The 23,065-nt window shown below is 63.5% G+C and carries 18 protein-coding genes and 1 pseudogene; 4 read left to right on the plus strand and 15 right to left on the minus strand.

The features are described from left to right. Nucleotides 1–28: 28 nt before the first annotated feature. Entirely contained in the window at nt 29–1,327 is a 1,299-nt protein-coding gene (locus tag AB7531_RS30715; RefSeq protein ID WP_063984449.1) for a glycosyltransferase, read from the minus strand. Nucleotides 1,328–1,681: 354 nt separating this feature from the next. Between AB7531_RS30715 and AB7531_RS30720 the strand changes: the two genes are divergently transcribed. Beyond that, nucleotides 1,682–2,653, plus strand: coding sequence for a glycosyltransferase family 2 protein (locus tag AB7531_RS30720; RefSeq protein WP_063984450.1), 972 nt, complete (start codon nt 1,682–1,684; stop codon nt 2,651–2,653). Nucleotides 2,654–2,898: 245 nt separating this feature from the next. On the opposite strand, the gene AB7531_RS30725 is transcribed toward AB7531_RS30720, so the two are convergent. After that, a complete protein-coding gene (locus AB7531_RS30725; protein ID WP_063984451.1) occupies nt 2,899–4,473 on the minus strand; it encodes a winged helix-turn-helix domain-containing tetratricopeptide repeat protein in 1,575 nt (524 codons plus the stop codon). A 165-nt stretch (nt 4,474–4,638) separates the two neighbouring features. On the opposite strand from AB7531_RS30725, the gene AB7531_RS30730 reads away from it, so the two are divergent. Continuing rightward, nucleotides 4,639–4,875, plus strand: coding sequence for a DUF1127 domain-containing protein (locus AB7531_RS30730; RefSeq protein WP_224581022.1), 237 nt, complete (start codon nt 4,639–4,641; stop codon nt 4,873–4,875). A 222-nt stretch (nt 4,876–5,097) separates the two neighbouring features. On the opposite strand, the gene AB7531_RS30735 is transcribed toward AB7531_RS30730, so the two are convergent. Continuing rightward, nucleotides 5,098–6,525: a DUF1254 domain-containing protein gene (locus AB7531_RS30735; protein ID WP_063984452.1), complete on the minus strand. Its 1,428-nt coding sequence runs from the start codon at nt 6,523–6,525 to the stop codon at nt 5,098–5,100. 387 nt (nt 6,526–6,912) lie between these two features. After that, nucleotides 6,913–7,615, minus strand: a pseudogene (locus tag AB7531_RS30740) (alpha/beta fold hydrolase). Between the two features lie 153 nt (nt 7,616–7,768). On the opposite strand from AB7531_RS30740, the gene AB7531_RS30745 reads away from it, so the two are divergent. After that, on the plus strand, nt 7,769–8,671 hold the full coding sequence (locus AB7531_RS30745; protein WP_063984453.1) for a LysR family transcriptional regulator: 903 nt from the start codon (nt 7,769–7,771) through the stop codon (nt 8,669–8,671). Between the two features lie 75 nt (nt 8,672–8,746). Here AB7531_RS30745 and AB7531_RS30750 read toward each other — a convergent pair whose 3' ends face one another. The 7 genes from AB7531_RS30750 to AB7531_RS30780 form a co-directional block, all read right to left on the minus strand. Next, nucleotides 8,747–10,387, minus strand: coding sequence for an amidase family protein (locus tag AB7531_RS30750; protein WP_231144482.1), 1,641 nt, complete (start codon nt 10,385–10,387; stop codon nt 8,747–8,749). Nucleotides 10,388–10,648: 261 nt separating this feature from the next. Continuing rightward, nucleotides 10,649–12,145, minus strand: coding sequence for an ABC transporter substrate-binding protein (locus AB7531_RS30755; protein ID WP_063984455.1), 1,497 nt, complete (start codon nt 12,143–12,145; stop codon nt 10,649–10,651). Nucleotides 12,146–12,199: 54 nt separating this feature from the next. After that, on the minus strand, nt 12,200–13,204 hold the full coding sequence (locus tag AB7531_RS30760; protein WP_063984456.1) for an ABC transporter ATP-binding protein: 1,005 nt from the start codon (nt 13,202–13,204) through the stop codon (nt 12,200–12,202). Further along, entirely contained in the window at nt 13,201–14,214 is a 1,014-nt protein-coding gene (locus AB7531_RS30765; RefSeq protein WP_231144481.1) for an ABC transporter ATP-binding protein, read from the minus strand. Before AB7531_RS30765 ends, AB7531_RS30760 begins: the two co-directional genes overlap by 4 nt. A 2-nt stretch (nt 14,215–14,216) precedes the next feature. After that, nucleotides 14,217–15,110 carry an ABC transporter permease gene (locus tag AB7531_RS30770; RefSeq protein ID WP_166098018.1) on the minus strand — a complete coding sequence of 298 codons (894 nt, stop codon included), beginning with the start codon at nt 15,108–15,110 and terminating at the stop codon, nt 14,217–14,219. Next, nucleotides 15,107–16,057 (minus strand): ABC transporter permease, encoded by a 951-nt coding sequence (locus AB7531_RS30775; RefSeq protein ID WP_063984458.1) that lies wholly within the window; start codon nt 16,055–16,057, stop codon nt 15,107–15,109. Before AB7531_RS30775 ends, AB7531_RS30770 begins: the two co-directional genes overlap by 4 nt. A gap of 84 nt (nt 16,058–16,141) precedes the next feature. Continuing rightward, entirely contained in the window at nt 16,142–17,563 is a 1,422-nt protein-coding gene (locus AB7531_RS30780) for an amidase (protein ID WP_063984459.1), read from the minus strand. A 134-nt stretch (nt 17,564–17,697) separates the two neighbouring features. On the opposite strand from AB7531_RS30780, the gene AB7531_RS30785 reads away from it, so the two are divergent. After that, entirely contained in the window at nt 17,698–18,585 is an 888-nt protein-coding gene (locus AB7531_RS30785) for a LysR family transcriptional regulator (RefSeq protein WP_063984460.1), read from the plus strand. Nucleotides 18,586–18,597: 12 nt separating this feature from the next. On the opposite strand, the gene AB7531_RS30790 is transcribed toward AB7531_RS30785, so the two are convergent. Genes AB7531_RS30790 through AB7531_RS30805 form a run of 4 tightly spaced genes read right to left on the minus strand, consistent with a single transcriptional unit; the run spans nt 18,598 to nt 23,055 of the window. After that, nucleotides 18,598–19,533 carry a carbohydrate kinase family protein gene (locus AB7531_RS30790; RefSeq protein ID WP_063984461.1) on the minus strand — a complete coding sequence of 312 codons (936 nt, stop codon included), beginning with the start codon at nt 19,531–19,533 and terminating at the stop codon, nt 18,598–18,600. A gap of 5 nt (nt 19,534–19,538) precedes the next feature. Continuing rightward, on the minus strand, nt 19,539–21,185 hold the full coding sequence (locus AB7531_RS30795; RefSeq protein ID WP_063984462.1) for an FGGY-family carbohydrate kinase: 1,647 nt from the start codon (nt 21,183–21,185) through the stop codon (nt 19,539–19,541). A gap of 38 nt (nt 21,186–21,223) precedes the next feature. Then, a complete protein-coding gene (locus AB7531_RS30800) occupies nt 21,224–21,997 on the minus strand; it encodes an SDR family NAD(P)-dependent oxidoreductase (protein ID WP_063984463.1) in 774 nt (257 codons plus the stop codon). Between the two features lie 50 nt (nt 21,998–22,047). Next, nucleotides 22,048–23,055 carry an ABC transporter ATP-binding protein gene (locus AB7531_RS30805; protein ID WP_063984464.1) on the minus strand — a complete coding sequence of 336 codons (1,008 nt, stop codon included), beginning with the start codon at nt 23,053–23,055 and terminating at the stop codon, nt 22,048–22,050. Nucleotides 23,056–23,065: the final 10 nt, after the last annotated feature.

Genomic DNA, 23,065 nt, shown 5'->3' on the forward strand with positions numbered 1-23,065 from the left:
GTGTGCCGCCAATTCGCCTTGCGAACCGTCAGGCAGATTTTCGAAGCGGTTGATTCTTCGGTTGCGGTCTCGCCGCGCGGCCAATGGCGGCGATCGCCTCCATCTCGTCGACGAGGCCGGACCGATCGATATCGACTTTCATGGCCTCGCCGAGCAGACGGGCTGCCATCCTGAATTGCGGCTCCGCAATCAATCGGTTCACCGCCGCTGCAATTTCCGCTTCGGAGGCGGTTGGAGGCAATTGAAGCCCTGCCCCCTTCGCTTCGACGCGCGCGGCATTGGCAGCCTGGTCCCGACCCATCGGCAGGATGAGCAGCGGCAGTCCGTTGATGAGTGAACGCGTGGTCGTTCCGTGACCGCCTTGCGAGATCACCACGGAAACATCCTTCATGACGAGGTCATGGGGAGCGCCCCGGACCAAATGCACATTGTTCGGAGCCCTGAGATCGGCGACGTCGACATTGGGACCGGCTGTTGCAAGGGCATCGATCTCGACCGCCTCCATCGCTGTGATAATGCGCTGAAACAGTTCGCGCTGACCTTGCGCACCCGTGCTGCATGCGATCAGCCCGCGAGGACGACCCGACTGAGCCGACCATGGCGCTCGCCACGCCTCCATCTGCGAAGACTTGGACCAATTCGGTACATCGAGCAGCGGTCCGACGTAGCGAAAATTGTCGGGCAGCGAGTCAGCGTGAAAGTCGAACGCTCGACTGGTCGCGAGCAAAAGCCGGTTGGCCCGATCGAACAGATCGTAGACATCTGCCAGAAGCGGAAGACCCAGATCAGCACGCGCGCGGTTGAGACTTGGCAGAAACAGATTGAGTGTTTCGGCCAGCCTGGCATTGGCGGCGTCGACTTCGGCGCGCTCTTCCGGCGTTTTCGGTTGGCTCAACCCGCTGACAGCCGGCGGCATTCCCGGCAGGGGCCGAATGCTGACATGAGGGGACAGCAGAGCGAAAGGCACGCCTGACGCCTCCGCCCCGAGCGCAGCACCAAACAGCACGTCAAGCACGAGAACGGCATCCGTCGGCATACGGCCGATCTCATCCCGGACATCGGCCGCATAGAGCGCGGCAGGATCAAAGACGGCCTGGCGTAGAAAGTCTTTCACATCCGAGACGTCCACCGGATCCGCAGCCTTTCCGGTCGGGGCGCGGCGCCATGCTACAAATGCAAAGCCGGAGGCCTCGACTTCAGCGCGCATCGCCGGATCCGCCATCACCCGGATATGATGTCCATTCCGGTGCAGCCTCCGCGCCGCAGTCAGCAGCGGGCTCAAATTCCCGAGGGTTCCCCACGACGCCAGCAGAAAATTATAAGACATCGTAGAACCCTTTCGTCACGGTTGCGAATGCGCTGTCGCAAGCCATCCTGCGCAACCCAATGCAGGCTTCCGGACGGACGCGTGGCCGCGCTTGTGTCCGCGCGGCCACGCCAAGAATGAAGCGGCGCGCGCTACCGAACGATGTCTCCCCGGAGGGAGATGGTTACAGCTGTAAGGAGAGGAAGGCCGCTTATGGGCCAAGCGGACATTTGAGCTGATGGCCAGGTTCGCTAAGCGGCAAAAGCGGTCCAACAGTTCAGGACGCGGATTTGTCCGCTAAGGGCCACATCCGGACATCTAGGATGTTGCCGCTCCCCGAGAACTGTTATTGTTGAGCGGTCTTGCGTCTAGGGGATGATGATTGTGTCTCCAGCAGAACTGTCGAGCAGCGAGGCGGAACTCCGGTCGTTCATTTCGGTCGCGATCCCAACCTTTCGACGTCCTTTTGGGCTGCAACGCGCGATCGAAAGCGTGCTGCAGCAGGACTTCTCCGATTGGGAAATGGTGATCAGCGACGACGAAGGGTTAGTGGGCGAGAGTTGTCGCCTCTTGTCCGAATATGTCAGCACAGAACCGCGCATCCGAGTCGTCGAGAACCGCAGAGGCCGTGGTCAGGTCGAGAACACGAACAATGCGATGCTTGCGTGTCGCGGTCCCTGGATCAAATTGTTGCATGACGACGACTGGCTCGCGCCAGGGGCGCTTACGTCTTTCGCGAGACTTGCGTTGGCCTACCCCGCCGCGGCAGTCATCACCTCCACAAGCCATCTGGTGCAAGACAAAGGCATAAAGTACCGGCAAGGGGGTGAGATTTACGTGTATTCGGGCCAACAGTGCCTGACTGATCTCTATTTGGTGGGCAAAACGCGGTCGCTCGGAATTGTCCCATCGACGCTGTTGGTCAATAGCAACGTCGTCAAAGCCGGCTGCCTGATGCGAAACTACAAGTCGATAAGTTGGGGGGTCGACCAACTGTTCTTCATTGATCTGGCCTGCCATGGTGACATGGTAGCGATAGACGATGGTCTTATCTTTTACGACATGACCAACCACCCCTGCATCACGGCAGACGGGTCGTTCACTCACATTGACCAAGAGACAGTCGAACTCAAACGCCTCACTTGGAGCCTTTTGGAAGATAAAGGAGAACTTCCCGATCCTGAAACGGTCGTGCGTGCGTTGCGGGTTGCTCGACTACGCGGACGGATCGGCCGGCAGCCACTCGGCGCAACGATCCGTGACGCAATCCAAATCCTGCGCCCCTCGGTCCTGATGGCTCTCAACAAGATCATCCGTGCTCGGGCGCGCGCGCCGGGTGCAATTTAATTCATCCTTTCTGCGGGAACGCTCTGATCTGATAGCGCAGCTAACTGACCGCCGCTCGAAATGGCAAGGTCCGCTATGGGTCAAAAGCCGACACCGCGCCAACGCCCAAACACGTCAGCTTAGGGTCACAAGCCGAAATCAGCATCGAGCAACGCCACGTCTGCGAAGGGCCACAAGCCGACATTGCATACTGCGCCGTTGATGGGAATTGGAATGAGACCAGTATTTCCCGGCAACCGCAGCACTCATGGGGGGAGACCCATGATGGGGCAAGCTCGCGCTATCCTTTCGAGGTGTTCCGGCCTGTAAAATCGAGCGAGCTTTGGAACGAGTGTGGAGACGCGCAGAGCCGGCCTCGCTTCCACCAGGCGTGCACCGATCATCCGGGCTTCCTCGACCCTTCCAGACATCGCGTGGCATGCCGCCAGAATAAATTGTGCGTTGAGATAGTTGGGCCGATGCAGCACAGCCGACTTGGCCCATGATGACCCGTCCTCGTATCGATCCGTCAAGAAATGCGCAAACGCTATGCCGGTCTGCAGCAGAAAAAGAAACGGATCCATCGGGCTTAGACGCCCCCCGGCGTGGAACTGCTTGAGCGCCGCCTCTATGTCACCGCGCCGTATGTGTTCCCAGCCGATCGTATACCGTGCAACAGCCAGGTTCGGGTTAAGCTCATGAGCTCGGGAGACGAGGGCCACGCCATCGTCGATCTCATATAATACGGCGCCAATTGCCTGCCCGGCTCTCACGAGTACGGTTGGATCATCCTTATCGAGCTCGATCGCACGCCTTGCCAACCGTCGGGTGTCGTTCAGTTCCTGATCCGCGTCGATCGTCCAGCCGAAGATCTTTCGTTGCAGATAGCAATAAGCACCAAGCGCGTATGCTGAGGCCAATCCGGGATCGATCTCGACAGCAAGCCGGATCAGTCTGAGGGCTTCAATGTTTTGTTCGCGGGTGAATTCATAGAAGCTCGAGAGTGCACGCAGATAGTAATCGTAGGCCTGAAGATTTTCGGTTGGCTTGCGCTTTGCGCGCTCTATCTCGGCGCGCTCCAATTGAGGAAAGAGTGCGCTAATCACGCTACTCGTCACTTGGTCCTGCAGATCGAAGATATCTTTGAGCTGGCTGTCGAACCGGTCCGCCCAAAGATGAGCACCCGTCGTGGCCTCGATCAACTGCCCGGCAATGCGAACCCGATCGCCGGATTTGCGCACACTGCCTTCGAGCACATACCGAACGCCCAGCTCGCGCCCGACCTGCCTGATGTCGATAGCCTTGCCTTTGTAGGTAAAAGTGGACTGTCGCGCGATGACGAACAGCGATTTGGACCGTGAAAGGCCGGTGATGATGTCCTCGACCATGCCGTCGGCGAAATACTCCTGCTCTGGATCGGAGCTCAGGTTGGTGAATGGCAGAACGGCCAGCGACGGTTTGTCGGGAAGTGTGAGGGTGGGTTTAGCCGTCTCCCTCTGGATTTCTGTGACTGCCACAGTGGGGGCGCCGTCAGCCTCCTGCACCATACCGATAAAGCGATAGCCCTTTCTTGGCAGCGTCTTGATCAACCGCTGTTTCTCCCCGGAATCGCCAATTGCGGACCGAGCGGCATTCAGGCGGGTCGTCAGCGCGGCATCCGATACGCACCGCCCCTTCCAAATGGTTGTGATGAGCTCATCCTTGCAAACTACGCGCTCGCGGTTGCGGATGAGGTAATCCAGAAAGTCAAACGTCTGTGGCGCCAGGGCAACGACGTTTGTGTCGCGGTACAGCTCGCGGCGGCCGGAATCCAGTTCGTAGTCTTCGAAGAGATAGCGCAAGACGCGAAATCCCTTGGACGGTCTCCGGTCAGGCCCGGCAACCACTTGGAAAATAAAGAATAAGCTGTCCGTAAGGAAAATGTAAGCAGCAGATCAAGCGCGCTGGGCCGGATTTTGGCAGCATGCCAGGGTGGAAACAAGGTGCCCGAGGATGCTGCGATGAGCATGATTTATCAGACAACGGGCTTGGTCCAGACGACGGACTCTCAGCGACGCAATGTCAGCGTTTTCAGGAATTGCTGGAACGCTTTTCAAGAGTGGCGGAAATGGGAGCGGCTGAGGCGCGATCTTTGCAACCTGAGTGATCAGGAGCTGAAGGATATCGGGATTACGTATGGCGAGATCGACTACGTGGCCTCGAACCGACATACTGACCCGCGAGGCATCCGATCGGTCGGATGATGACGGCCTCCGGCAGCGGTGGACGGAACGTCGGAAATTGGTCGACGCGAGCCGCTTAGCGGCAGGGATACCGGCTTGCGCTTAGGGTCAAAGGCCGACACCGCGCCAACGCCCCAACACGCCAGCTTGGGGTCACAAGCCGAAATCAGCATCGAGCAACGCCACGTCTGCGAAGGGCCACAAGCGGACCTTGGCCAGCATCACTCGATCACCTCAGATTGCTTAGTTGGCTGCGCGCACAACGGCCGGTGGCTGCCATGAGCCCCCACCGGCCGGCAGGATCGAAGGCGCCGTTGTCTTCGGCCAATATAAACGCATCACGAGGTAGATTTCGTCATTCGGCGCCGGCAACCAATTGGATTCCTTGTCGACGCCGGGCGAATCTTTTTGGATATACAACGTGAGAGAGCCGTCGGCATTCTTCTTCATGTCCGGCAGCATCGGCGAGTTGATCAGGTAGCGGTTGATCGGATTCTCGATCAGCAATTGGCTCTTGCCATCATACATCGTCACCGACCAGAAAGCCTCTACCGGCGGGAATTGTCCGGCGGAAAAAGTGATTGTGTACTTGTACTTGGAACCATCGAGCACCTCGCCATCAGCAAGCGCCTTCGTCATTGGATAGACGGCCTCGATTGCGTCGTTGCCATAGATGCCGCCCTTGGCTGCGGCAGCGCGCTTCAGCCAGTCGCCGCTGTAGAATTGCCGGTCTCCGAACAGCGATCCGATTTTCCAGCCATTTACGTCTTTCTGTCCACTAGCAAGATACTTTTCAACTTTCTCTTCGCCGTCCTTCATCCCCAGCCCGATTTCAATCTTGTGGGTCAGCGGAAGATCCTTGAAGTCGAAGGTCTTTCCGGGGCCGACGCCGATGCGCGTGAGCTTGGCGCGGATTTCCTTTTCCTCCGGCCCGGCCGGCGCAAATTGGAGAGCGAAGTCGAGATACTCGAAGAAGTTCTTCTTCACCAACTCCGCATTAGCCTTGGGAAAGTCGACGGCCGCTGCGGCGGGGGGCGCGGGCTGCTTGAGATAGGCCGACAGGGGCTGCACCTTATAGCCGGCCTGGACCTTCTCAACGTTCGGCATATCTGCCGGATGGAAGAGCTGGGTGCGGTAGGCGGCGGCGGAAAATTGTGTCGAGGAGCGAAACATCTTCTTGATGCCAGGCGGAGTGGCACCCTGCCAGTTCGGCCCAACCACCATATAATCTCCGGCCTCGCTTCCGGTCGCGCGGCTACCGATATATCCGTAATTGAACGTGTTGCCGTCGCAAAGCATCACTGAATAGTAGCGACTCTTGTCAACAGCCGGCACGGAAAGAACGATCGGCTCGGCGCGCAGATCGAGCCATAACAGCGAATAGGGCGTGTCGCTATTGGGAGTTATTACGGCCGTGTCTTTGTATGTATAGACACGCGCCTCGTTTTTGATTTGGTTGAACGGCGCCTTGAATTGCCCAGAGTTCCTGTCGACGGCATATTCGTACATGACGGCGTAGTTCATCACGATCGGCAGCCCGTAGATGAAGCCTTCCTCGGCGATGGCCTTGGCCTCGCGGATGTCAGGCCATTCCGCCTGCGACACACTTGGCGTCAGTGCGAATATCGAGCCCGTCAGAGCGGCGGCCAATACACTTGATCGAATGTTCATGTGAACCACCCACGCGCGAAAGGGCGCCAAATAGACACCCGGGAAGCTGGGTCATCATTTCACGAAATAGTCTCAGCGGACTACGGAAAAACGAACAGCTTGCAGCTGTCAGGCCAAATCGCGCTGAACTACAATCGAAATCCGATTTCATGAGCATTTTCCAATACGTTGATGCTCATTCGTTCGGAAAATGTCCGCTTCGGGTCAAAAGCCGACACCGCGCCAATGCCCCAACACGCCAGCTTGGGGTCACAAGCCGAAATCTGCATCGAGCAACGCCACGTCTGCGAAGGGCCAAGAGCGGCCGTCGCACGCCAGCCCATGAATAAGAGAGGTCGCCTCGCGAACGACCTCTCCTTCATGTCCGGCAATGTATCTTATTTGCGATCAGCTTTTTTGAACGGCGGCCGCGGCTTTGCGTATCACGTCGATAACCACATTTGGCTGGGAGAGCATCGGCACGTGGCTGCTCGCCACTTCGGTGACCGTCGCTCCCATGCGCTTCGACACCCAGCGTTGCAGATCCGGATGCACGGTATGGTCTTGCGTGGCCAGAATGTACCAGCTCGGCTTCGACCGCCACGCGATCTTGTCGGCGCTGAGCTTCTGTTGCTGGAACAGATTGTAGACGGGCGCATATTGGGTGGCCCAAACCAGCTTCTGGTCTTCCGCGGAGAGGTCTCCTGCGAAGAACTCGGTGCCGCTCGGAAGCATCCAGGCACGCCCATCGGCGACCTCGACGCGTGAGAAGATATCCGACGGATACTTGTCGAGCTGGTCCTGTACGGTCTCGCCGGCATCCGGAGCGACCGCTGCAATGTAGACGAGACCGACCACGCGTTCATCGGTGCCCGAGCCTCGTGATGGTGGCGCCGCCATACGAATGGCCGACGAGAAGGACCGGGCTGCCAACACGATTGAGTGTGCGCCTCACCGTCGCCAGGTCCTCCTCAAAGGAGTCCAGGCCATATTGAACGGCGATCACTTCGTACCCGTCGGCCTGCAATGCTGGAATGACTTTGCTGAAACAGGAGCCATCGGCCCAAATGCCGTGACAGAAAACGATCGTTGGCTTGATTTGCGCAGACATACTGCTTTTCCTTTTTTGCACGAGCTTCAGCGATGAAGGGCATTGGAAGACCAACTCGGTTGTCGGGGCCCCCATTGCGAAAGTCAGACTATTCGTTCATAAATGGCCGATTAGCCGTCTTTCGTTCGGTTCTTTCGCGATCCAAAGTCCTGAATGACAACGATTCTAGAAAGAACGGCCGGTCTGCTGGCCTTCGTGCGGACGGTTGACGCGGGTTCTTTCGCCGGCGCCGCACGATCGATCGGCGCCAGCCCCTCGGCGGTATCGAAAAGCGTTTCGCGCCTCGAACAACGCCTCGGCGTGCGCTTGCTGCAGCGCTCAACGCGCACACTCAGCCCAACGTCCGAAGGCGCCGCTTACTACGAGCACGTCGCTCCCCATCTGCGCGCGATAGAGGAAGCCGACGACGTCGTGCAGGTTCCGGGAAACGTCCGTGGCGTGCTTCGGGTCACTGTGCCGAGTACATTTGGACGCCCGTTGATTTCCGCATGGGCGGGCTCGTTCCTGGAGCGCTATCCGGACATCAAGCTTGATCTCAGCGTCACGGACCGCCGTGTCGATCTCATCCGCGAGGGTTTCGACCTCGCTGTCAGAATTGGCGAATTGGAAGACACAAACCTGATCGGCCGCTCGTTAGGTGTCCTGCAATATGTTCTGGGCGCATCGCCGGAATACCTTCAGCGACGAGGAATCCCGCAGTCGATCGACGATCTCACGCAGCATGCCTGCCTTCGCCATCTGCTTGGTGGCCGGCCGCAAGCATTTACTTTTGCGGACGGCACACGGGTCATCCCCAATGGCCCCTTCGATAGCGACGATGCTCAGTCGTTGATTGAGGCGGTCATAAAAGGCGTTGGCATCACGCAGTTCATGCGCATCGCAATCGAGGACGAGCTCGCCGCCGGGCGATTGAATGTCGTGCTGCCGGGCATACCGATGTTCACCACACCGGTCTACGTCCTGCACGCATTCGGACGACAACTCCCCCTGCGTGCCCGCCTGTTCATCGATTTTCTTGTCGACGCTTTGGGCGTGTCGCGCAATTTGTCACTCTGAACTTTCGGAACTGGCCAGAAACGTGGTCCGACGCGCGAGCAGGGATTTCCGCCTGATCCTCTCGGCCGGCGAAATCTAAAGCGCGGGCAAGCCGGGCGGCGGCTTGCGCATGTTGGTCGCCTGCTCATAGGCGTAGGCCAGACGCAGCAGCTTGTGCTCGCTCCAGGCACGGCCTGCGAAGGTAACGCCGAGCGGATAGTCAGGCGTGTCCTTGTCGTCTGCTCCCGAAATGAAACCGCCCGGCACCATGACGCTGGGATAGCCCGCCTTCGCTGATATCACGCAGCCTGCGGCGCCGGGAAACAGCACCGCGTCGAGCTTGTGCTGGTTCATGTAGGCGTCCATGCCGCGCGTCTTGGCGGAGAGCAGGTCCATGGCCCGTGCCGATTTGTACTCGCGCTCGCTCAGATCGCCCCTGGTCATGTTGGCGGCCAGGAACAGGTCCTGGCCGAACCGCAGCGCCGTCTCCGCGTTCGCCTCGTTGAAGGCCACGATATCGGCCATGGTCTTCATCTCTGTGTTCGTCGCCCAATCGCTGAGGTAGAGGTTGAGATCGCGCTTCAGCTCGTAGAGGAAGACGATCGGCGGCGTCGCCAGATTACCCTTGTTGCGACTTAGGGGATTGCGGTTGAGCACGTTCATGCTCGTGCCCGGCCCGCCGATCCAGCCAGATGTTGGCATGTTGGCACGAACGATGACGGCGCCCAGATCCTCCAGCACCTTGATCGCGTCGGCCATCACCTTGGCCGACCTGGGCGGCAGCTTGCCGTAGTAGCGATCGTTCAGCGGATCGGCCGGGTCGCTCGGCACGCCGATGCGTGCGCCCCTCATCGCGTCGGTTGCGAGGTCGGCGCTGTAGTCGACCGGCCGCCGCTGCCGCTCGGTCGCGGGGTCGAGTGGGTCTTCGGCCGCGAGCACGTTCAATAGCATCGCCGCGTCGCGCACCGTGCGCGTCATCGGCCCTGCAGTGTCCTGGCTGTGCGCGATCGGCACGATCCCGGCCCGACTGACCAGCCCAACAGTCGGCTTCACGGTGACGAGGCCGTTTTGGCTCGCGGGATACAGCAGCGAGCCCGACGTCTCGGTGCCGATCGAGGCTGCGCAGAGGCCGGCCGCTACGGCGACGGCCGAGCCCGCGCTCGATCCGCCCGGCGGCACGACCGGGATGCCGCGATCATCCATCAGCGCCGGCACGTAAGGGTTCTTCACCTGACCGCCGAGCGACGAATAGCCCGCGGGCATGTCGGCCGCGAGAATGTTGGCGAACTCCGTCAGGTTCGCCTTGCCCAGGATCACCGCACCGGCCTTTCGCAGCAGCTTGACGATTGTGGCGTCTCTCCTGGCGCGCGCGCCCTCCAGCGCCAGCGAGCCCGCCGTCGTCGGCTGCTTGTCGCCGGTCGCGATGTTGTCCTTCACCAGGATCGGGATGCCCGCCAGCGGCCGCTTGGCCGACGGCCTGGCGTCGTCCAGCTTGCCCGCGATCCCAAGCGCGTCGGGATTAATCGCGCGCACGGAGTTGAGCGCGGGCCCGTTGCGGTCATAGGCTTCGATGCGCGCGAGATAGGTTTTGGTCAGCGCCGTGGCAGTGACCTGCCCGCTGGCCAGCGCATGAGCGATATCGCTCATCGGCGCATTGTCGAGCTTCAGGGTGATCGGTGCTTCAGCGTTGACGACAGCCGCGGCGATGCCGGCATCGCGGCGGGATGGCTTCTTCATGGCGTGCCTCGCCTGACGGCGCGTCCCGAACCATGACGCCGCGATGATCGTATATTGCCGGTGTTTTGCCCGACGGGTCAACCGCATCGCATGGCTCAGCAAGCCATCGAGCGGACGGTGCAAGCCATTGAAATATCTAACCCCGGCTACTGTGCATGGGGTTGTTTTTCAGGTTTTTGTTTTTGGGGTGCCCAAAAAGATTGACCTCTCCCGATGGGGAGAGGTCAACGTTGCAGCAGGTTCGACCTGATCGAACGGCCCCTACTCCCAGGACCAGGTCGAGAAATCGTTCTCGTATTGCGGGACGTCCTTCCAGACGCCCTTCAGCTTCTTGTTGGTGATGGTGATGAGCTGGGGCTGGTACAGGAAGCCTGCGACCGCGTCGGTGGCCAGCATCCGCTGGGCATCGCCGAGCAGCTTTGCGCGGCCAGCCTCGTCAGGCGTCGACACGATCTGCTTGTAGAGCGCGTTGAAGGCCTCGTTGTTGTAGCCGAGATAGTAGTCCGGCTCGGTGATCTTGACGAGGTCGAACGGCTCGACATGGCTGACGATGGTGAGGTCGAAATTGTGCGGGCCGTTGCCGGCGAACACCTGCGACAGCCACTGCGCCCATTCGACATTCTCGATCTTGGCGATGATGCCGACCTTGGCGAGCTGGGCCGCGAGGATCTCGCCGCCCTGCCGCGCATAGGACGGCGGCGGCAGCTTCAGCGACAGTTCGAGCGGCGTGGTGACCCCGGCTTCCGCCAGCAGCTTCTTCGCCTTCTCGGAATCGTAGGGGTTGATGCCGGTGGTGTCGACGAAGCCGAGCGCGCCGGGCACGTAGAAGCTGCCGATCGGCGTGCCGAAACCATCAGCCGCGCCGTCGACCATCGCCTTGCGGTCGATCGCGGCGAGGATGGCACGGCGCACGCGGACGTCGTCGAGCGGCTTCTTGCGCTCGTTGATGCCGACGATGGTCTTGGCACGGGAGCCGCCGACCATGACGTTGAAGCGCGGATCAGCCTTGAACTGTCCGATGGCGCGCGCAGCCGCAACGCGCGGGAACGCATCGACGTCGCCCGAGAGCAGCGCCGCGGTCTGCGCCGCCGGATCGGAGATGAAGCGGATCGTCACCTTCGACAGCTTGATCGCGGCGGCGTTGCGATAGTCGGCCCATTTGGTCAGGGTGATCGAGGAGCCCTTGGCCCAGGCCCCGAGCTGATAGGGCCCGGTCCCGACCGGCTGCGTGCCGTTGGTGGCTGCACTCTTCGGCTCGACGATCGAACCGCTCGCCTGCCCGAGCAGGAACGGCAGGTTCGGCTCGGAATATTTCACCGTGATCACGACCGTGTCACCGTCGGGCGCGTCGACCTTCTCGAAGGCCTGGAACAGGCTCTTGTCCTTGTTGGTGCTGGTCGCGATCGCGTTGCGCTCGAACGAGAACTTCACCGCCGCGGAATCGAACGGCTCGCCGTTCTGGAATTTGACGCCCTTGCGCAGCTTGAACGTGTATGTCTTCAGGTCGGGCGAGGCGGTCCAGCTCTCCGCCAGCAAGGGCGAGACGGAGCCGTCCTCGTTGATCTTGGTCAGCGTCTCATAGATGTTGTAGAGCGTCACTTCGGCGATCGCGGCCGCGGCGGCGATGGTGGGATCGAGCCCCGGCGGCTCCAGCGCCATCGCCATGACGACGCTGTCCTTCTTGCCCTGCGCCAGCACCGGCAGCGGTGCTGCGACAAGCGCGGCGGCAAATGCGACGATCGATAATTTCCTGAACATGCGTAACTCCCCGGCCTTCTCTTGTCTCAGCCTACGCCAATTCCATGGGGGACACTAACCTTCCATGACCGCGTGCGGCAATGCCATCACCGCCTCCGCCTTGTGGCAGGCGGCGAGATGGGCTTCGCCGACCTTGCGTAGCAAGGGCGGAACCTCGCGGCAATGCTGGTCGGCGAGCGGACAGCGCGCGACATAGGGGCATCCGGCAGCAGTCACCGATTGCGAGGCGATCGCCTGGGCCCCGCGCCGGCGCCGGCCGCCGCCAGCGCGCGCCCGCGGCACGGCATCCAATAGCGCCCGCGTATAGGGATGGGCACAGCGCTCGAACAGGTCCTCCGGCCTGCCCTGCTCGACGATCCGGCCGAGATACATCACCGCGACCTCGTCGCAGAGATAGTCGACCACGGCGAGGTCGTGGCTGATCAGGATGTAGCTCAGGCCGAACTGCTCCTGGAGGTCCTGCATCAAATTGAGCACCTGCGCCTGCACGGAGACGTCGAGCGCGGAAACCGGCTCGTCGGCGACGATCAGCTTCGGCTGGGTGATCAGCGCGCGCGCGATCGCGATGCGCTGGCGCTGGCCGCCGGAAAATTCGTGCGGATATTTGTCCATGTCGGCATCGCGCAGGCCGACCTGCCGCAGCACCGCGGAGACGCGGGCGCGGAACGTGGTGCGGTCGGCATCTTCCAGCACGGTGAGCGGCTCGGCGACGATGCGCGCGATGGTCTGGCGCGGATCGAGCGATCCGTAAGGATCCTGGAACACCATCTGGAAATCGCGGCGCGCACGGCGCAGCTCGTCGGGTGAGATGCGGTTGAGATCTCGCCCGAGCAGCGCGACCTGCCCCGACGTCGGCCGCTCCAGCGCCATCACCACCCGCGCGAAGGTCGACTTGCCCGAACCGGACTCGCCGACGACGCCGAGGCTCTTGCCGGCATCGACCCGCACGCTGACGCCGTTGAGCGCGCGCACCTGGCCCGGCGGGCGGAACAGGCTTTCGCGCGGCAGCGTGTAACGCTGCTCAAGATTCTTGACGTCGAGAAGCGGCGCTGCGGTCATGCGGGCAGCGCTCCGACATTCGCGGCCATGGAGACATCGGTGCGCACACAGCGCACGCCGTGACCGGGACCGACTTCGATCATCGGCGGCAGCGCCACGCGGCACTTGTCCTCGACCAGCGGACAGCGGTCGCCGAACGTGCAGCCGGCAGGCAAGTCCGCAAGTTCGGGCACCGTCCCCGAGATCGTCGTCAGCCGCGTCCCCTTGCGCGCGCCGAGCTTCGGCCGGGCGCGGAACAGGCCCTGCGTGTAGGGATGGCCCATCCGGCGGAACACCTCGTCGGTCGGCCCGCTCTCGACGACCGTGCCGCCATACATCACCATCATGCGTTGCACGTTCTCGGCGATAACGCCGAGATCGTGCGAGATCAGGATCATCGACATGCCGCGCTCCTCGACGAGATCGGCGATGAGGTCGAGGATCTGGCCCTGGATGGTGACGTCGAGCGCCGTGGTCGGTTCGTCCGCGATCAGGAGGTCGGGCTCGCAGGCGAGCGCCATCGCGATGGTGACGCGCTGGCGCTGACCGCCGGAGAACTGATGCGGATAGGCGTCGATCCGCCCTGCGGGATCGGGCAATCCGACGCGGTCGAGCAAGGCGATCGCTTCCTTGCGCGCCTGCGCCGCCGAATATTTCTTGTGACGCCGCAGCGGCTCGGCAACCTGATGCCCGATCGTGTGCATCGGGTTGAGCGCCGTCATCGGCTCCTGGAAGATCATGCTGATGCGGTTGCCGCGCAGCTTGCAATAATCCGCATCCGACAGACCGGCGAGCTCGCTGCCATCAAGCTTGATGCTGCCGGTCACGACAGCACTGTCCGGCAAGAGGCCCATCAGCGACAGCGCCGTCACCGACTTGCCGCAGCCGGATTCGCCGACGAGACCCAGCGTCTCGCCGCGCTTGAGGGCGAAGCTGACGCCGCGCACGGCCTGCGCCGGTCCGCGGCTGGTGTTGAGGCGAACGCCGAGATTGGCGACCTCGATCAGCGGCAGGGTTGAGCGCTCCCCCATCGTCATCGCTCCCGCGCCAGTCGCGGATCGAGCAGATCGCGCAGTCCGTCGCCGAGCAGATTGAGCCCGAGCACCGCGATGGCAATCGCCGCGCCCGGATAGACCGCGAGCATCGGCGACTGGAACAGCAGCGTCTGCGCATCGTTCAGCATCCGCCCCCAGGACGGCTGCGGCGGCTGCGTGCCGAGACCGAGATAGGATAGCGCGGCTTCGGCAAGGATCGCGAGCGCGAACTGGATGGTGACCTGCACGATCAGGATCGACAGGATGTTGGGCAGCACATGCTCGATGGTGATGCGGAATTTGCCCTTGCCCGACGCGCGCGCGGCCAGCACGAATTCGCGCGCCCAGATCGCGTTGGCCGAGCCGCGCGTCAGCCGGGTCAGCGTCGGGATCTGGAAAATTCCGATCGCGATGATCGAGGTCACCATGCCCGGCCCGACGACCGCGGCGAGCATGATCGCGGAGAGCACCGCCGGAAAGGCAAAGGTGAAATCGGAGAAGCGCATGATGATTTCTTCGGTCCAGCCGCGCTTGGCAGAAGCGATCAGGCCGAGGCAAACGCCGAAGGTGAGACCGATACTCACGGCGATGATGCCGACCAGAATGGTCGAGCGCGCGCCCGCGAGTAGCAGCGAGACGATGTCGCGGCCGAAGGAATCGGTGCCGAGCCAGTGCGCCGCCGACGGCGGTCGGAGCTTCGAGGCGATGTCGATCTCATAGGGCGACCACGGCGTCCACACCAGCGACAGTAGCGCCGAGGCGAGTACCAGCAGGCTCAGCGCTCCGCCCAGCACAAAGCTGCGGTGACGCAGCGCGCGGGCCCAGAAGGTGCGGGCCGGCAGCGGACGCGTTGCGATCGGGGCGTCGACCGAAGTGGTCAGGGGCGCGCTCACAAATCGTGGACCTTGATGCGGGGATCGATGAAGGCGTAGAGCACGTCGACCACGAAATTCACGATGACGACCATGGCCGCAAGCAGCATCACGCAATTGCGCACCACGATCAGGTCGCGGTTGGCGATCGACTGGAAGATCAGGCGGCCGAGGCCCGGCAGGTAGAACACGTTCTCGATCACGATGGTGCCGGCGAGCAGATTGGCGAATTGCAGCCCCATCACCGTCATCACGGGGATCATGGCGTTGCGCAGCACGTGGCTCCACAGCACTTCGCGCTTGCCGAGCCCCTTCGCGCGCGCCGTGCGGACGAAATCTTCGCGCAGCACTTCGAGCACCGCCGAGCGCGTGACGCGCGCGAGGATCGCGGCCTGCACCACGGCGAGCGAGACCGCCGGCAGCAGCAGCGACTTGATGCCGAGCCAGATGCCGTCCTCCCAGCCGGGAAAGCCGCCCGCCGAGAGCCATTGCAGCCGCACCGAGAACAGGAGGACCAGCAGGATCGCGAACCAGAAATTCGGCAGCGCGATGCCCACTTGCGTCAACGACATCACGCCGACGTCGCCGAGCTTGTTGTGGTTGGCCGCGGTGTAGATGCCGGCCGAGAGCGCCAGCGTCACCGTGATCAGCATCGACATGATCGCGAGCGGAACGGTCAGCACGAGCCGCTCCGCGATCAGGCTCGCGACCGGCGTGCCATAGACATAGCTGTTGCCGAGATCGCCGACGAGGAGGCCCTTGATCCATTGCAGATAGCGAACCGCCAGCGGCTGGTCGAGCCCGAGCTTGACCGTAAGCGCGCGCACCGCGTCGGCCGAGGCATCCGCGCCCATCAGCATCTGCGCGGCATTGCCAGGCAGCGCATCCAGCACCAGGAAAATGATCACGGATGCGCCGACCAGCGTCGCCAGCAAGGTCAACAGACGTCGAAGAAAGAATACGCTCATGCGCGCTCGGCTTCAGGGCTCATCCGCCGCACGATCAACATGTCCGGGCGCCGGAGGCAAGTCCTTTGCGGCATGTGCCTCACCTCAGCCGGGCCGGCGGGACAGAAGATCGTGCGAGGCCTCGAACAGCGCGCTCACGCGCAGCAATTCGGCATCGGCACGGAAGCGCCCGACGAGTTGAAGCCCGATCGGCAGGCCGTCGCGGCCGAAGCCGCAGGGAAGACTGATCGCGGGGTGCCCGGTCATGTTGAACGGCATGGTCCAGGGGAACCAGTGCGGCCGGACGCTGTCGAAGTGCTTGCCGTCGATCTCGATGGTGCCGAACAGGTCCTGGTCGATCGGCAGCGCGGTGCGGGTGATGGTCGGCATCGCCAAAAGATGCCCGCGCGCAAGCAGGGATTGCACGCGGCGGAACAGCGCGGTGCGCGCGAACATCGCCTCCTGATAGGCGACGCCGCTGACATTGGTCGCGAGCGCGACCTGCTTGACGAAGGCTTCGCTGAGGACGTCGCCATGCTCGGCCACCAGCTTGGCGAAACGCGTACGCCAGACGGTGTGGTTGATGGCGCGCCAGATCGGCTCGATGTCAAACCCCTCGCCGGAGAACTCCTCGAGCTCGGCACCGAGACCGGCCAGCCGGTCGAGGCTCGCCTTGAAGCTGGCCGCGACATCTGACGACACCGGGCGGCCGGGAGGCGACTCGCAGAACAGGATCCTTTGCCCGCGCAGATCGCCGCGCGGCGCGGCGGTGCCGATGAAATCGGGCACGGGCACGCCGATCGACCAGGGATCGCAGGAGTCCTCGCCGGCCATCGCCTGCATCATCAGCGCGGTGTCGGCGACCGTGCGCGTGGTCGGCGTGACATAGGTCTGGTTGCCGAAGGCGTCGAGCGCCTGGCTGTGCGCGATCACGCCGTTGCTCTGCTTCAGCCCCACCACGCCGTTGCAAGCGGCGGGAATTCGCGTCGATCCGCCGCCATCGGTCGCAATCGCAAGCGGCGCGATGCCGCTCGCCACCGCCACGGCCGCGCCGCCACTGGAGCCACCGGAGGACCGCTCCGCACTCCACGCATTGCGGGTGCGGCCGAACAAGGGCGAGTCGGTCAGGCATTTGCTGCCGAATTCGGGCGTCGTGGTCTTGCCGATCAGGATCGCGCCTTCCGCACGGAGCTTTGCCACCGCAACAGCATCCTCGGCCGGCACGTTGTCTTTGTAGGGAACGGCGCCGAACGTGGTCTTCACGCCGCCAGTGTTGACGATGTCCTTGACGGTGACGGGAAGGCCATGCAGCAGGCCAAGCGGCTCGCCCGCCATCACCTTGCGCTCGGCCGCAAGCGCCTGCGTCATCGCCTCGTCGCCGCAGAGCGTGATGAAACAGTTCAGCTCGGGCTGAAGCGCCTCGGCGCGCGCGAGCACGGCACGGGTGATCTCGACGGGCGAAATCTTCTTCGTGGCAACGAGGCCGCGCAGCTCGGTTGCGGACAGCAGGCAGGGATCGCCGTTCATCGTCAAATCATCGCTCCGAAGCCGGCCCTCGTTGGCCCAAGCATTGACAAGGCATTGACAGCGAGAATGACACTTCTGTTAACTCAGCGTCCAATACCATTTTGATGGTCAACCCATACGTTTTCGGTATGCCAATGGATCTTCACCGGCTTCGCTATTTCGTCGCCGTGGCCGAGGCGCGCAGCGTCGGCAAGGCCGCCGAACGGCTGCGGATGGCCCAGCCGCCGCTGTCGGTCCAGATCCGCAAGTTAGAGGCCGAGGTTGGCGCGCCGCTGTTCCGCCGCGGCACGCGCGGCATGGACCTGACCGAAGCGGGCCAGGCCCTGCTGGTGCGCGCCGGCGAGGCGCTGGCGCTCGCGGCCGACGGGGTCGAAGCCGCGCGGGCGGTCGCGGCCGGCAGCCGCGGGCGGATTTCGGTCGGATACATGTTCGTGCTCGCGAACGCCATGCTGCCGCGCCTGATCCCCGAGCTGCGGCGATCCATTCCCGGCGTCGACCTCGACTTCGCCGAGCTCAGCGCCTCGACGCGCGAGGCGCGGCTGCTCGACCGCAGCGTCACCGTCGCGCTGTGCATGCCGGCGATCCACCATCCCGAGATCCAGGTGGCGCGGATTGGCGCGCAGCCGTTCATGCTGGCGATGCCGAAGCGCTCGCCGCTTGCGCGCCTGAGCGCAGTGCCGATGGCGCGACTCCAGGGCCGCCCGCTGATCGCGCTGCCGCCGCCGGAGCAAGACCCCGCCTCCTCCGCGGTCGCAGCCTTGCTGCGGCGGCATCAGATCGTGATGCCGATCGCGAGCCGGGTGGAGACGGTGCATTCGGCGATGAGCCTCGTTCTCGCCGGCGAGGGGCTTGCGATCCTGCCGGCCTGCGCGAAGCTCGGCGCGCCGCAGGGCATCGTGTTCAGGCCGCTGCGGGATGCCGCCGACTCCATCGATATCGCCGTGTGCTGGCGGCGGGATTCGCAGAGCCCGCTGATCCGCACCTTCCTCAAATGCGCCGAGAAGGTCGTCGCACGGCTGTGATGCGCAGCCGCGCTAGACGCCCCACGTGACTTCATGGCTCCACGGCGGATCGGCGCCCGGGCGGGTACAGGTCATGCCGGCGCAATTGGCGGCAAAGGACAGCGCGCGGCGAAGCTCGTCCGCGCCGATGTCTTTCAGCTGCTGCCGGCTGATGCGGCCCTGCTTGTGCAGGGCGAACAGGAGCGCAGCCTGAAAACTGTCGCCGGCGCCAATGGTGTCGGCGATCTCGACCTTCGGCGCCTGAACTTCGATCTGCCCTGCTCCCGCGTGCCAGGCAATAGCCCCGTTGTTGCCGCGGGTGATGACGACGAGGCTCGTGCCCTGCCCCAACAGCAGCTTCGCGCGCTGCTCGTGGGGCTCCTCGCCGAAGAGATACGCGAAATCGACATCCGACATCTTGATGAGATCGGCTTGGCCTGCGAACTCGGCCATGCGCGCGAGATAGGCCGGCTTGTTCTTGACCAGATTGGGGCGGCAGTTCGGATCGAAGGAGATCGTCGACGACGCGCGCGCGTCCGCGATCAGGGCTTTCGTCTCGGCCGCGCCCTGGTCGTTCACCAGCGTGGTCGAGCCGACATGGACGGCCTCGATATTCGCGAACGGAATTGTGCCGCGCCGGTAGGTCCAGTTCCGTGTCGCGGTTTCGGCATCGTAGAAGGCGTAGTGCGACTCGCCCGCGACGATGCGCACGAAGGCGAGCGTGGTCTGGCGGTCGCTGCGGGTGGCCAGCCCCAGCTCGACGTTCGACGCCGTCGCATGATCTGCGATCATTCGTCCGAACATGTCGGTCGAGACGCCGCCGACAAATCCTGTCGGCGCGCCCAGCCGCGCCATGCCGATCGCGACGTTGAGGCAGGAGCCGCCGACCGCAGGCATCACCGCCTCTCGCCCCTCGGTGTTTCGCGTCGGGACGAAATCGATCAGCGCATCGCCGCAGGCAATCAACATCCGTTTCAACCTCCGGCACCCTCGCGCATCGCTTCACGGCTGCCGCGATCGACCTCGCGGAGCAGCTTGTAGACCTCGCGCTTGCGGGCATGAAACGCGGCCATGCCGGGCGCGGTCGGTTCGCTCTTCCGTCCCAGCGCCGACATCTTCGCCATGGTCTCGCCGATCGAGGCATAGGCACCGCCGGCCACCGCGCCGAGCATCGCGGCGCCCAGCAGCACGGGTTCTTTGGTTTGCGGCAGCGCGACGGTGAGCCCGGTGGTATCCGCCATGATCTGCCGCACCAGCGGACTGCGGCTCGCGCCGCCGCCCATGATCATGATGCTGGAATGGACGCCATGCGCGGCAAAGGCCTCGATCACCTCGGCGAGGCCATAAGCCAGACCGCAGAGGCCGGCGACGAACAGCCGCTCCATCGCACCAACGTCGCTGTCGAGGTCGAGGCCCGCGATCACCGCGCGGGTGTCGGGGTCGGCGTAGGGAGAGCGGTTGCCGATGAATTCGGGAAGCACATGGACGTCGCGGGCGAGCAGCGCGGCACGGCTGACGTCACCGGCGCGCGCGATGATGCGCCGCTCGAGGTACTCGATGAGGTCGACACCCTCGTTGCGCGCCGCCGCGCTCGCCTCGGCATGGCCGGGATGCGACTTGAGGAGATGGTCTATCGCCGCGCCCGCAGCCGACTGGCCGCCTTCGTTGAGCCAGAAGTCCGGCACCATGCCGGAATAATAAGGGCCCCATACGCCGGGCACGAAGCACGGCTCCATCGTCGTCGCCATGATGCAGGCCGACGTCCCCATGATGTAGGCGAGACGGTCGCTGACATCGCTCGTTCCGCCCGATCCGTCGCGTCCGCCGATCGCGCCGATGCCGCCGGCATGGGCATCGATCAGCGAGGCGCCGACCGGCGTGCCCGGCGACAGGCCGAGCTCCGCAGCCGCAGTTCGGGTGAGGCCTTCGCCGAGCCGCGTGCCGGGCGCGACGATCTCGGTGCCGATGCGGGCGTATTTCTCGCTGACGAAATCGGAGAGACCGATGCGCTTGAAGAACGGCGCGCTCCAGCCGCCGCCGTCGTGTGCGAGGTAGTTCCATTTGCAGGTGACCGTGCAGGTCGAGCGCTGCAGCGACCCGGTCGCGCGCCAGGTCAGATAATCTGCCAGATCGAAGAAATGACCGGCGGCATCGAAGCTCGCGCGCATGTGCCGCTTCAGCCACAGCAGCTTCGGCATCTCCATCTCGGGCGAGATCGAACCGCCGACATAACGCAGCACCGCGTCCCCGGTCTCGTTGATCAGCCGTGCCTCGGCCGTGGCGCGATGGTCCATCCAGACGATGACATTGCGCTGGCGGTCGCCGGAGGCACTGACGGTGACCGGCTCGCCTTGCCGATCGAGGACGACCAGCGAACAGGTGGCGTCGAAACCGATGCCGCCGACGCTGTCGGGCGCGATGGCAGCTTCCGCCATCGCCGCCCGCACCGACTTTACGCAGGCGTCCCAGATGTCGGACGACGATTGCTCGACGATGTCGCCGGCCTCGTGCCAGATCCGGATCGGATGCTTGGCGGTGGCAAGGAGGGTGCCCGCCTCGTCAAACACCCCCGCCCGCGTGCTCGTGGTCCCCACGTCGACGCCGATATACGCTCGCGGCATTGTCGCTCCCGGTCGCTCTCGTCAGTTTTGACGCAAGCCTACCAGCAAGTGTAGCCGCCATCCACCAGCACGATGCTGCCGGTCATCAGGCTCGCGGCCTCCGAGGCCAGGAACAGCACGACGGAGGCGATCTCCTCGACCTGCCCCATCCGCGCCATCGGGGTTCCGCCGATCCAGGCGTCATACATTTTCGGGGTGCTTTTCACGAAAGCATTGAGCGGCGTGTCGATATAGGTCGGCGCCACCGCGTTGACGCGGACGCCGCGCGCGCCCCATTCGGCGGCCAGCGACTTGGTCAAATGGTGCACGCCGGCCTTGGAGGCGTTGTAGAAGCACTGCTCCTGCGGCTTGTTGACGATGAAGCCCGACATCGAGCCGACATTGACGATGGCGCCGCTCCTGGCCTTCAGCATGTGCTTGCCGAATTCGCGGCAGCACCAGAAGGTGCCGTTGAGATTGACGTCGATGACGTTGAGCCAGTGCTCGTCGGTGACGGTCTCGGCCGGCGTCTCGCTGCGGGCGATGCCGGCATTGTTGACGAGGATGTCGACCTTGCCGTGGCGGGCGACGAGGTCGGCCGCGACCTCCGCCACGCGCTTCGTGTCGGTGACGTCCATGATCGCCGTCTCGATGTCAAAACCCTTCGCCTTCAGGCTGGCCTTCGCGCTGTCGGCAACCTTGCTGTCGCGGTCGCCGATGATGACCTTCGCGCCGGCTTCGGCCAGCGCTTCCGCGCAGGCGAGGCCAATGCCTTGCCCGCCGCCGGTGATGAACGCGGTCTTGCCGCTCAGCTTGAATTTTTCGAGGTACATGGTGGTCTTTCCGTTTCTTGCCGTCTCTTGCCGTCTCTTGCCGTTTCTTGTCAGCCCCGAAGCGCGTTGCCGCTGTCGTCGAAGCGATGGATGCGCGCGGGATCCGGCACCAGCGACACGCGGTCGCCGGCATGCAGGCTCAATTCGCCGATGTAGCGCGCCGTCAGCATGCCGAGCGGTCCGGCATCGACATAAAGGAAGGTGTCGCTGCCCAGATGCTCGGCGACCGCGATCGTTCCCTGCCAGCCGCCGGCGCCGTCGCGCTCGATCTTGAGATGCTCCGGCCGCACGCCGATCGTCGCCGCGCCCTTCTGCAAGGCGTGCTCGCCAGTGACGAAGTTCATCTTCGGCGAGCCGATGAAGCCGGCGACGAAGAGATTGGCGGGCCGCTCGTAGAGCTCCAGCGGCGAGCCATATTGCTCGATCTTGCCGCCATTGAGCACGACGATCTTGTCGGCCATGGTCATGGCCTCGACCTGATCGTGGGTGACGTAGATCGCGGTGGTGCCGAGCTGCTTCTGGAGCCGCGTGACCTCTATCCGCATCTGCACGCGCAAGGCCGCATCCAGGTTGGACAGCGGCTCGTCGAACAGGAACGCCTTGGGCTCGCGGACGATGGCGCGGCCGATCGCGACGCGCTGGCGCTGGCCGCCAGAGAGCTCGCGCGGCTTGCGGTCGAGATAAGGCGTCAGGTTCAGCGTCGCCGCCGCCGCCTCGACCTTGCGGTTGGTCTCGTCCTTGGAAAGACCCGCCATCTTGAGGCCGAAGCCGATATTGCCGCGCACACTCATATGCGGATAGAGCGCATAGGACTGAAACACCATCGACAGCCCGCGCTTGGCCGGCGGCGTGTCGACGACGTTCTTGCCGTCGATCAGGATCTTGCCGCCTGAGACGTCCTCGAGCCCGGCGATCAGCCGCAGCAGCGTGGTCTTGCCGCAACCGGACGGGCCGACGAACACCACGAAGGAGCCGTCCGCGATCTCGAGATCGGCGCCCTTGATGATGTGCACGGGCCCGAAGGATTTCTGTACGTCCTGAAGTGTGATCTGACCCATGATCCGCCAG

This window comes from Bradyrhizobium sp. 63_E2_N1_3 (assembly GCF_052076005.1).
Taxonomy (GTDB): Bacteria; Pseudomonadota; Alphaproteobacteria; order Rhizobiales; family Xanthobacteraceae; genus Bradyrhizobium; species Bradyrhizobium barranii.

Excerpts from the sequence above, each read along its gene's own strand:
- AB7531_RS30750 (WP_231144482.1), bottom strand. The coding sequence starts at position 10,387 with ATGAAGAAGCCATCCCGCCGCGATGCCGGCATCGCCGCGGCTGTCGTC.
- AB7531_RS30735 (WP_063984452.1), bottom strand. The coding sequence starts at position 6,525 with ATGAACATTCGATCAAGTGTATTGGCCGCCGCTCTGACGGGCTCGATA.
- AB7531_RS30775 (WP_063984458.1), bottom strand. The coding sequence starts at position 16,057 with ATGAGCGTATTCTTTCTTCGACGTCTGTTGACCTTGCTGGCGACGCTG.
- AB7531_RS30765 (WP_231144481.1), bottom strand. The coding sequence starts at position 14,214 with ATGGGGGAGCGCTCAACCCTGCCGCTGATCGAGGTCGCCAATCTCGGC.
- AB7531_RS30780 (WP_063984459.1), bottom strand. The coding sequence starts at position 17,563 with ATGAACGGCGATCCCTGCCTGCTGTCCGCAACCGAGCTGCGCGGCCTC.
- AB7531_RS30755 (WP_063984455.1), bottom strand. The coding sequence starts at position 12,145 with ATGTTCAGGAAATTATCGATCGTCGCATTTGCCGCCGCGCTTGTCGCA.
- AB7531_RS30800 (WP_063984463.1), bottom strand. The coding sequence starts at position 21,997 with ATGTACCTCGAAAAATTCAAGCTGAGCGGCAAGACCGCGTTCATCACC.
- AB7531_RS30745 (WP_063984453.1), top strand. The coding sequence starts at position 7,769 with ATGACAACGATTCTAGAAAGAACGGCCGGTCTGCTGGCCTTCGTGCGG.
- AB7531_RS30805 (WP_063984464.1), bottom strand. The coding sequence starts at position 23,055 with ATGGGTCAGATCACACTTCAGGACGTACAGAAATCCTTCGGGCCCGTG.
- AB7531_RS30790 (WP_063984461.1), bottom strand. The coding sequence starts at position 19,533 with ATGTTGATTGCCTGCGGCGATGCGCTGATCGATTTCGTCCCGACGCGA.
- AB7531_RS30795 (WP_063984462.1), bottom strand. The coding sequence starts at position 21,185 with ATGCCGCGAGCGTATATCGGCGTCGACGTGGGGACCACGAGCACGCGG.
- AB7531_RS30720 (WP_063984450.1), top strand. The coding sequence starts at position 1,682 with ATGATGATTGTGTCTCCAGCAGAACTGTCGAGCAGCGAGGCGGAACTC.
- AB7531_RS30730 (WP_224581022.1), top strand. The coding sequence starts at position 4,639 with ATGATTTATCAGACAACGGGCTTGGTCCAGACGACGGACTCTCAGCGA.
- AB7531_RS30715 (WP_063984449.1), bottom strand. The coding sequence starts at position 1,327 with ATGTCTTATAATTTTCTGCTGGCGTCGTGGGGAACCCTCGGGAATTTG.
- AB7531_RS30785 (WP_063984460.1), top strand. The coding sequence starts at position 17,698 with ATGGATCTTCACCGGCTTCGCTATTTCGTCGCCGTGGCCGAGGCGCGC.
- AB7531_RS30760 (WP_063984456.1), bottom strand. The coding sequence starts at position 13,204 with ATGACCGCAGCGCCGCTTCTCGACGTCAAGAATCTTGAGCAGCGTTAC.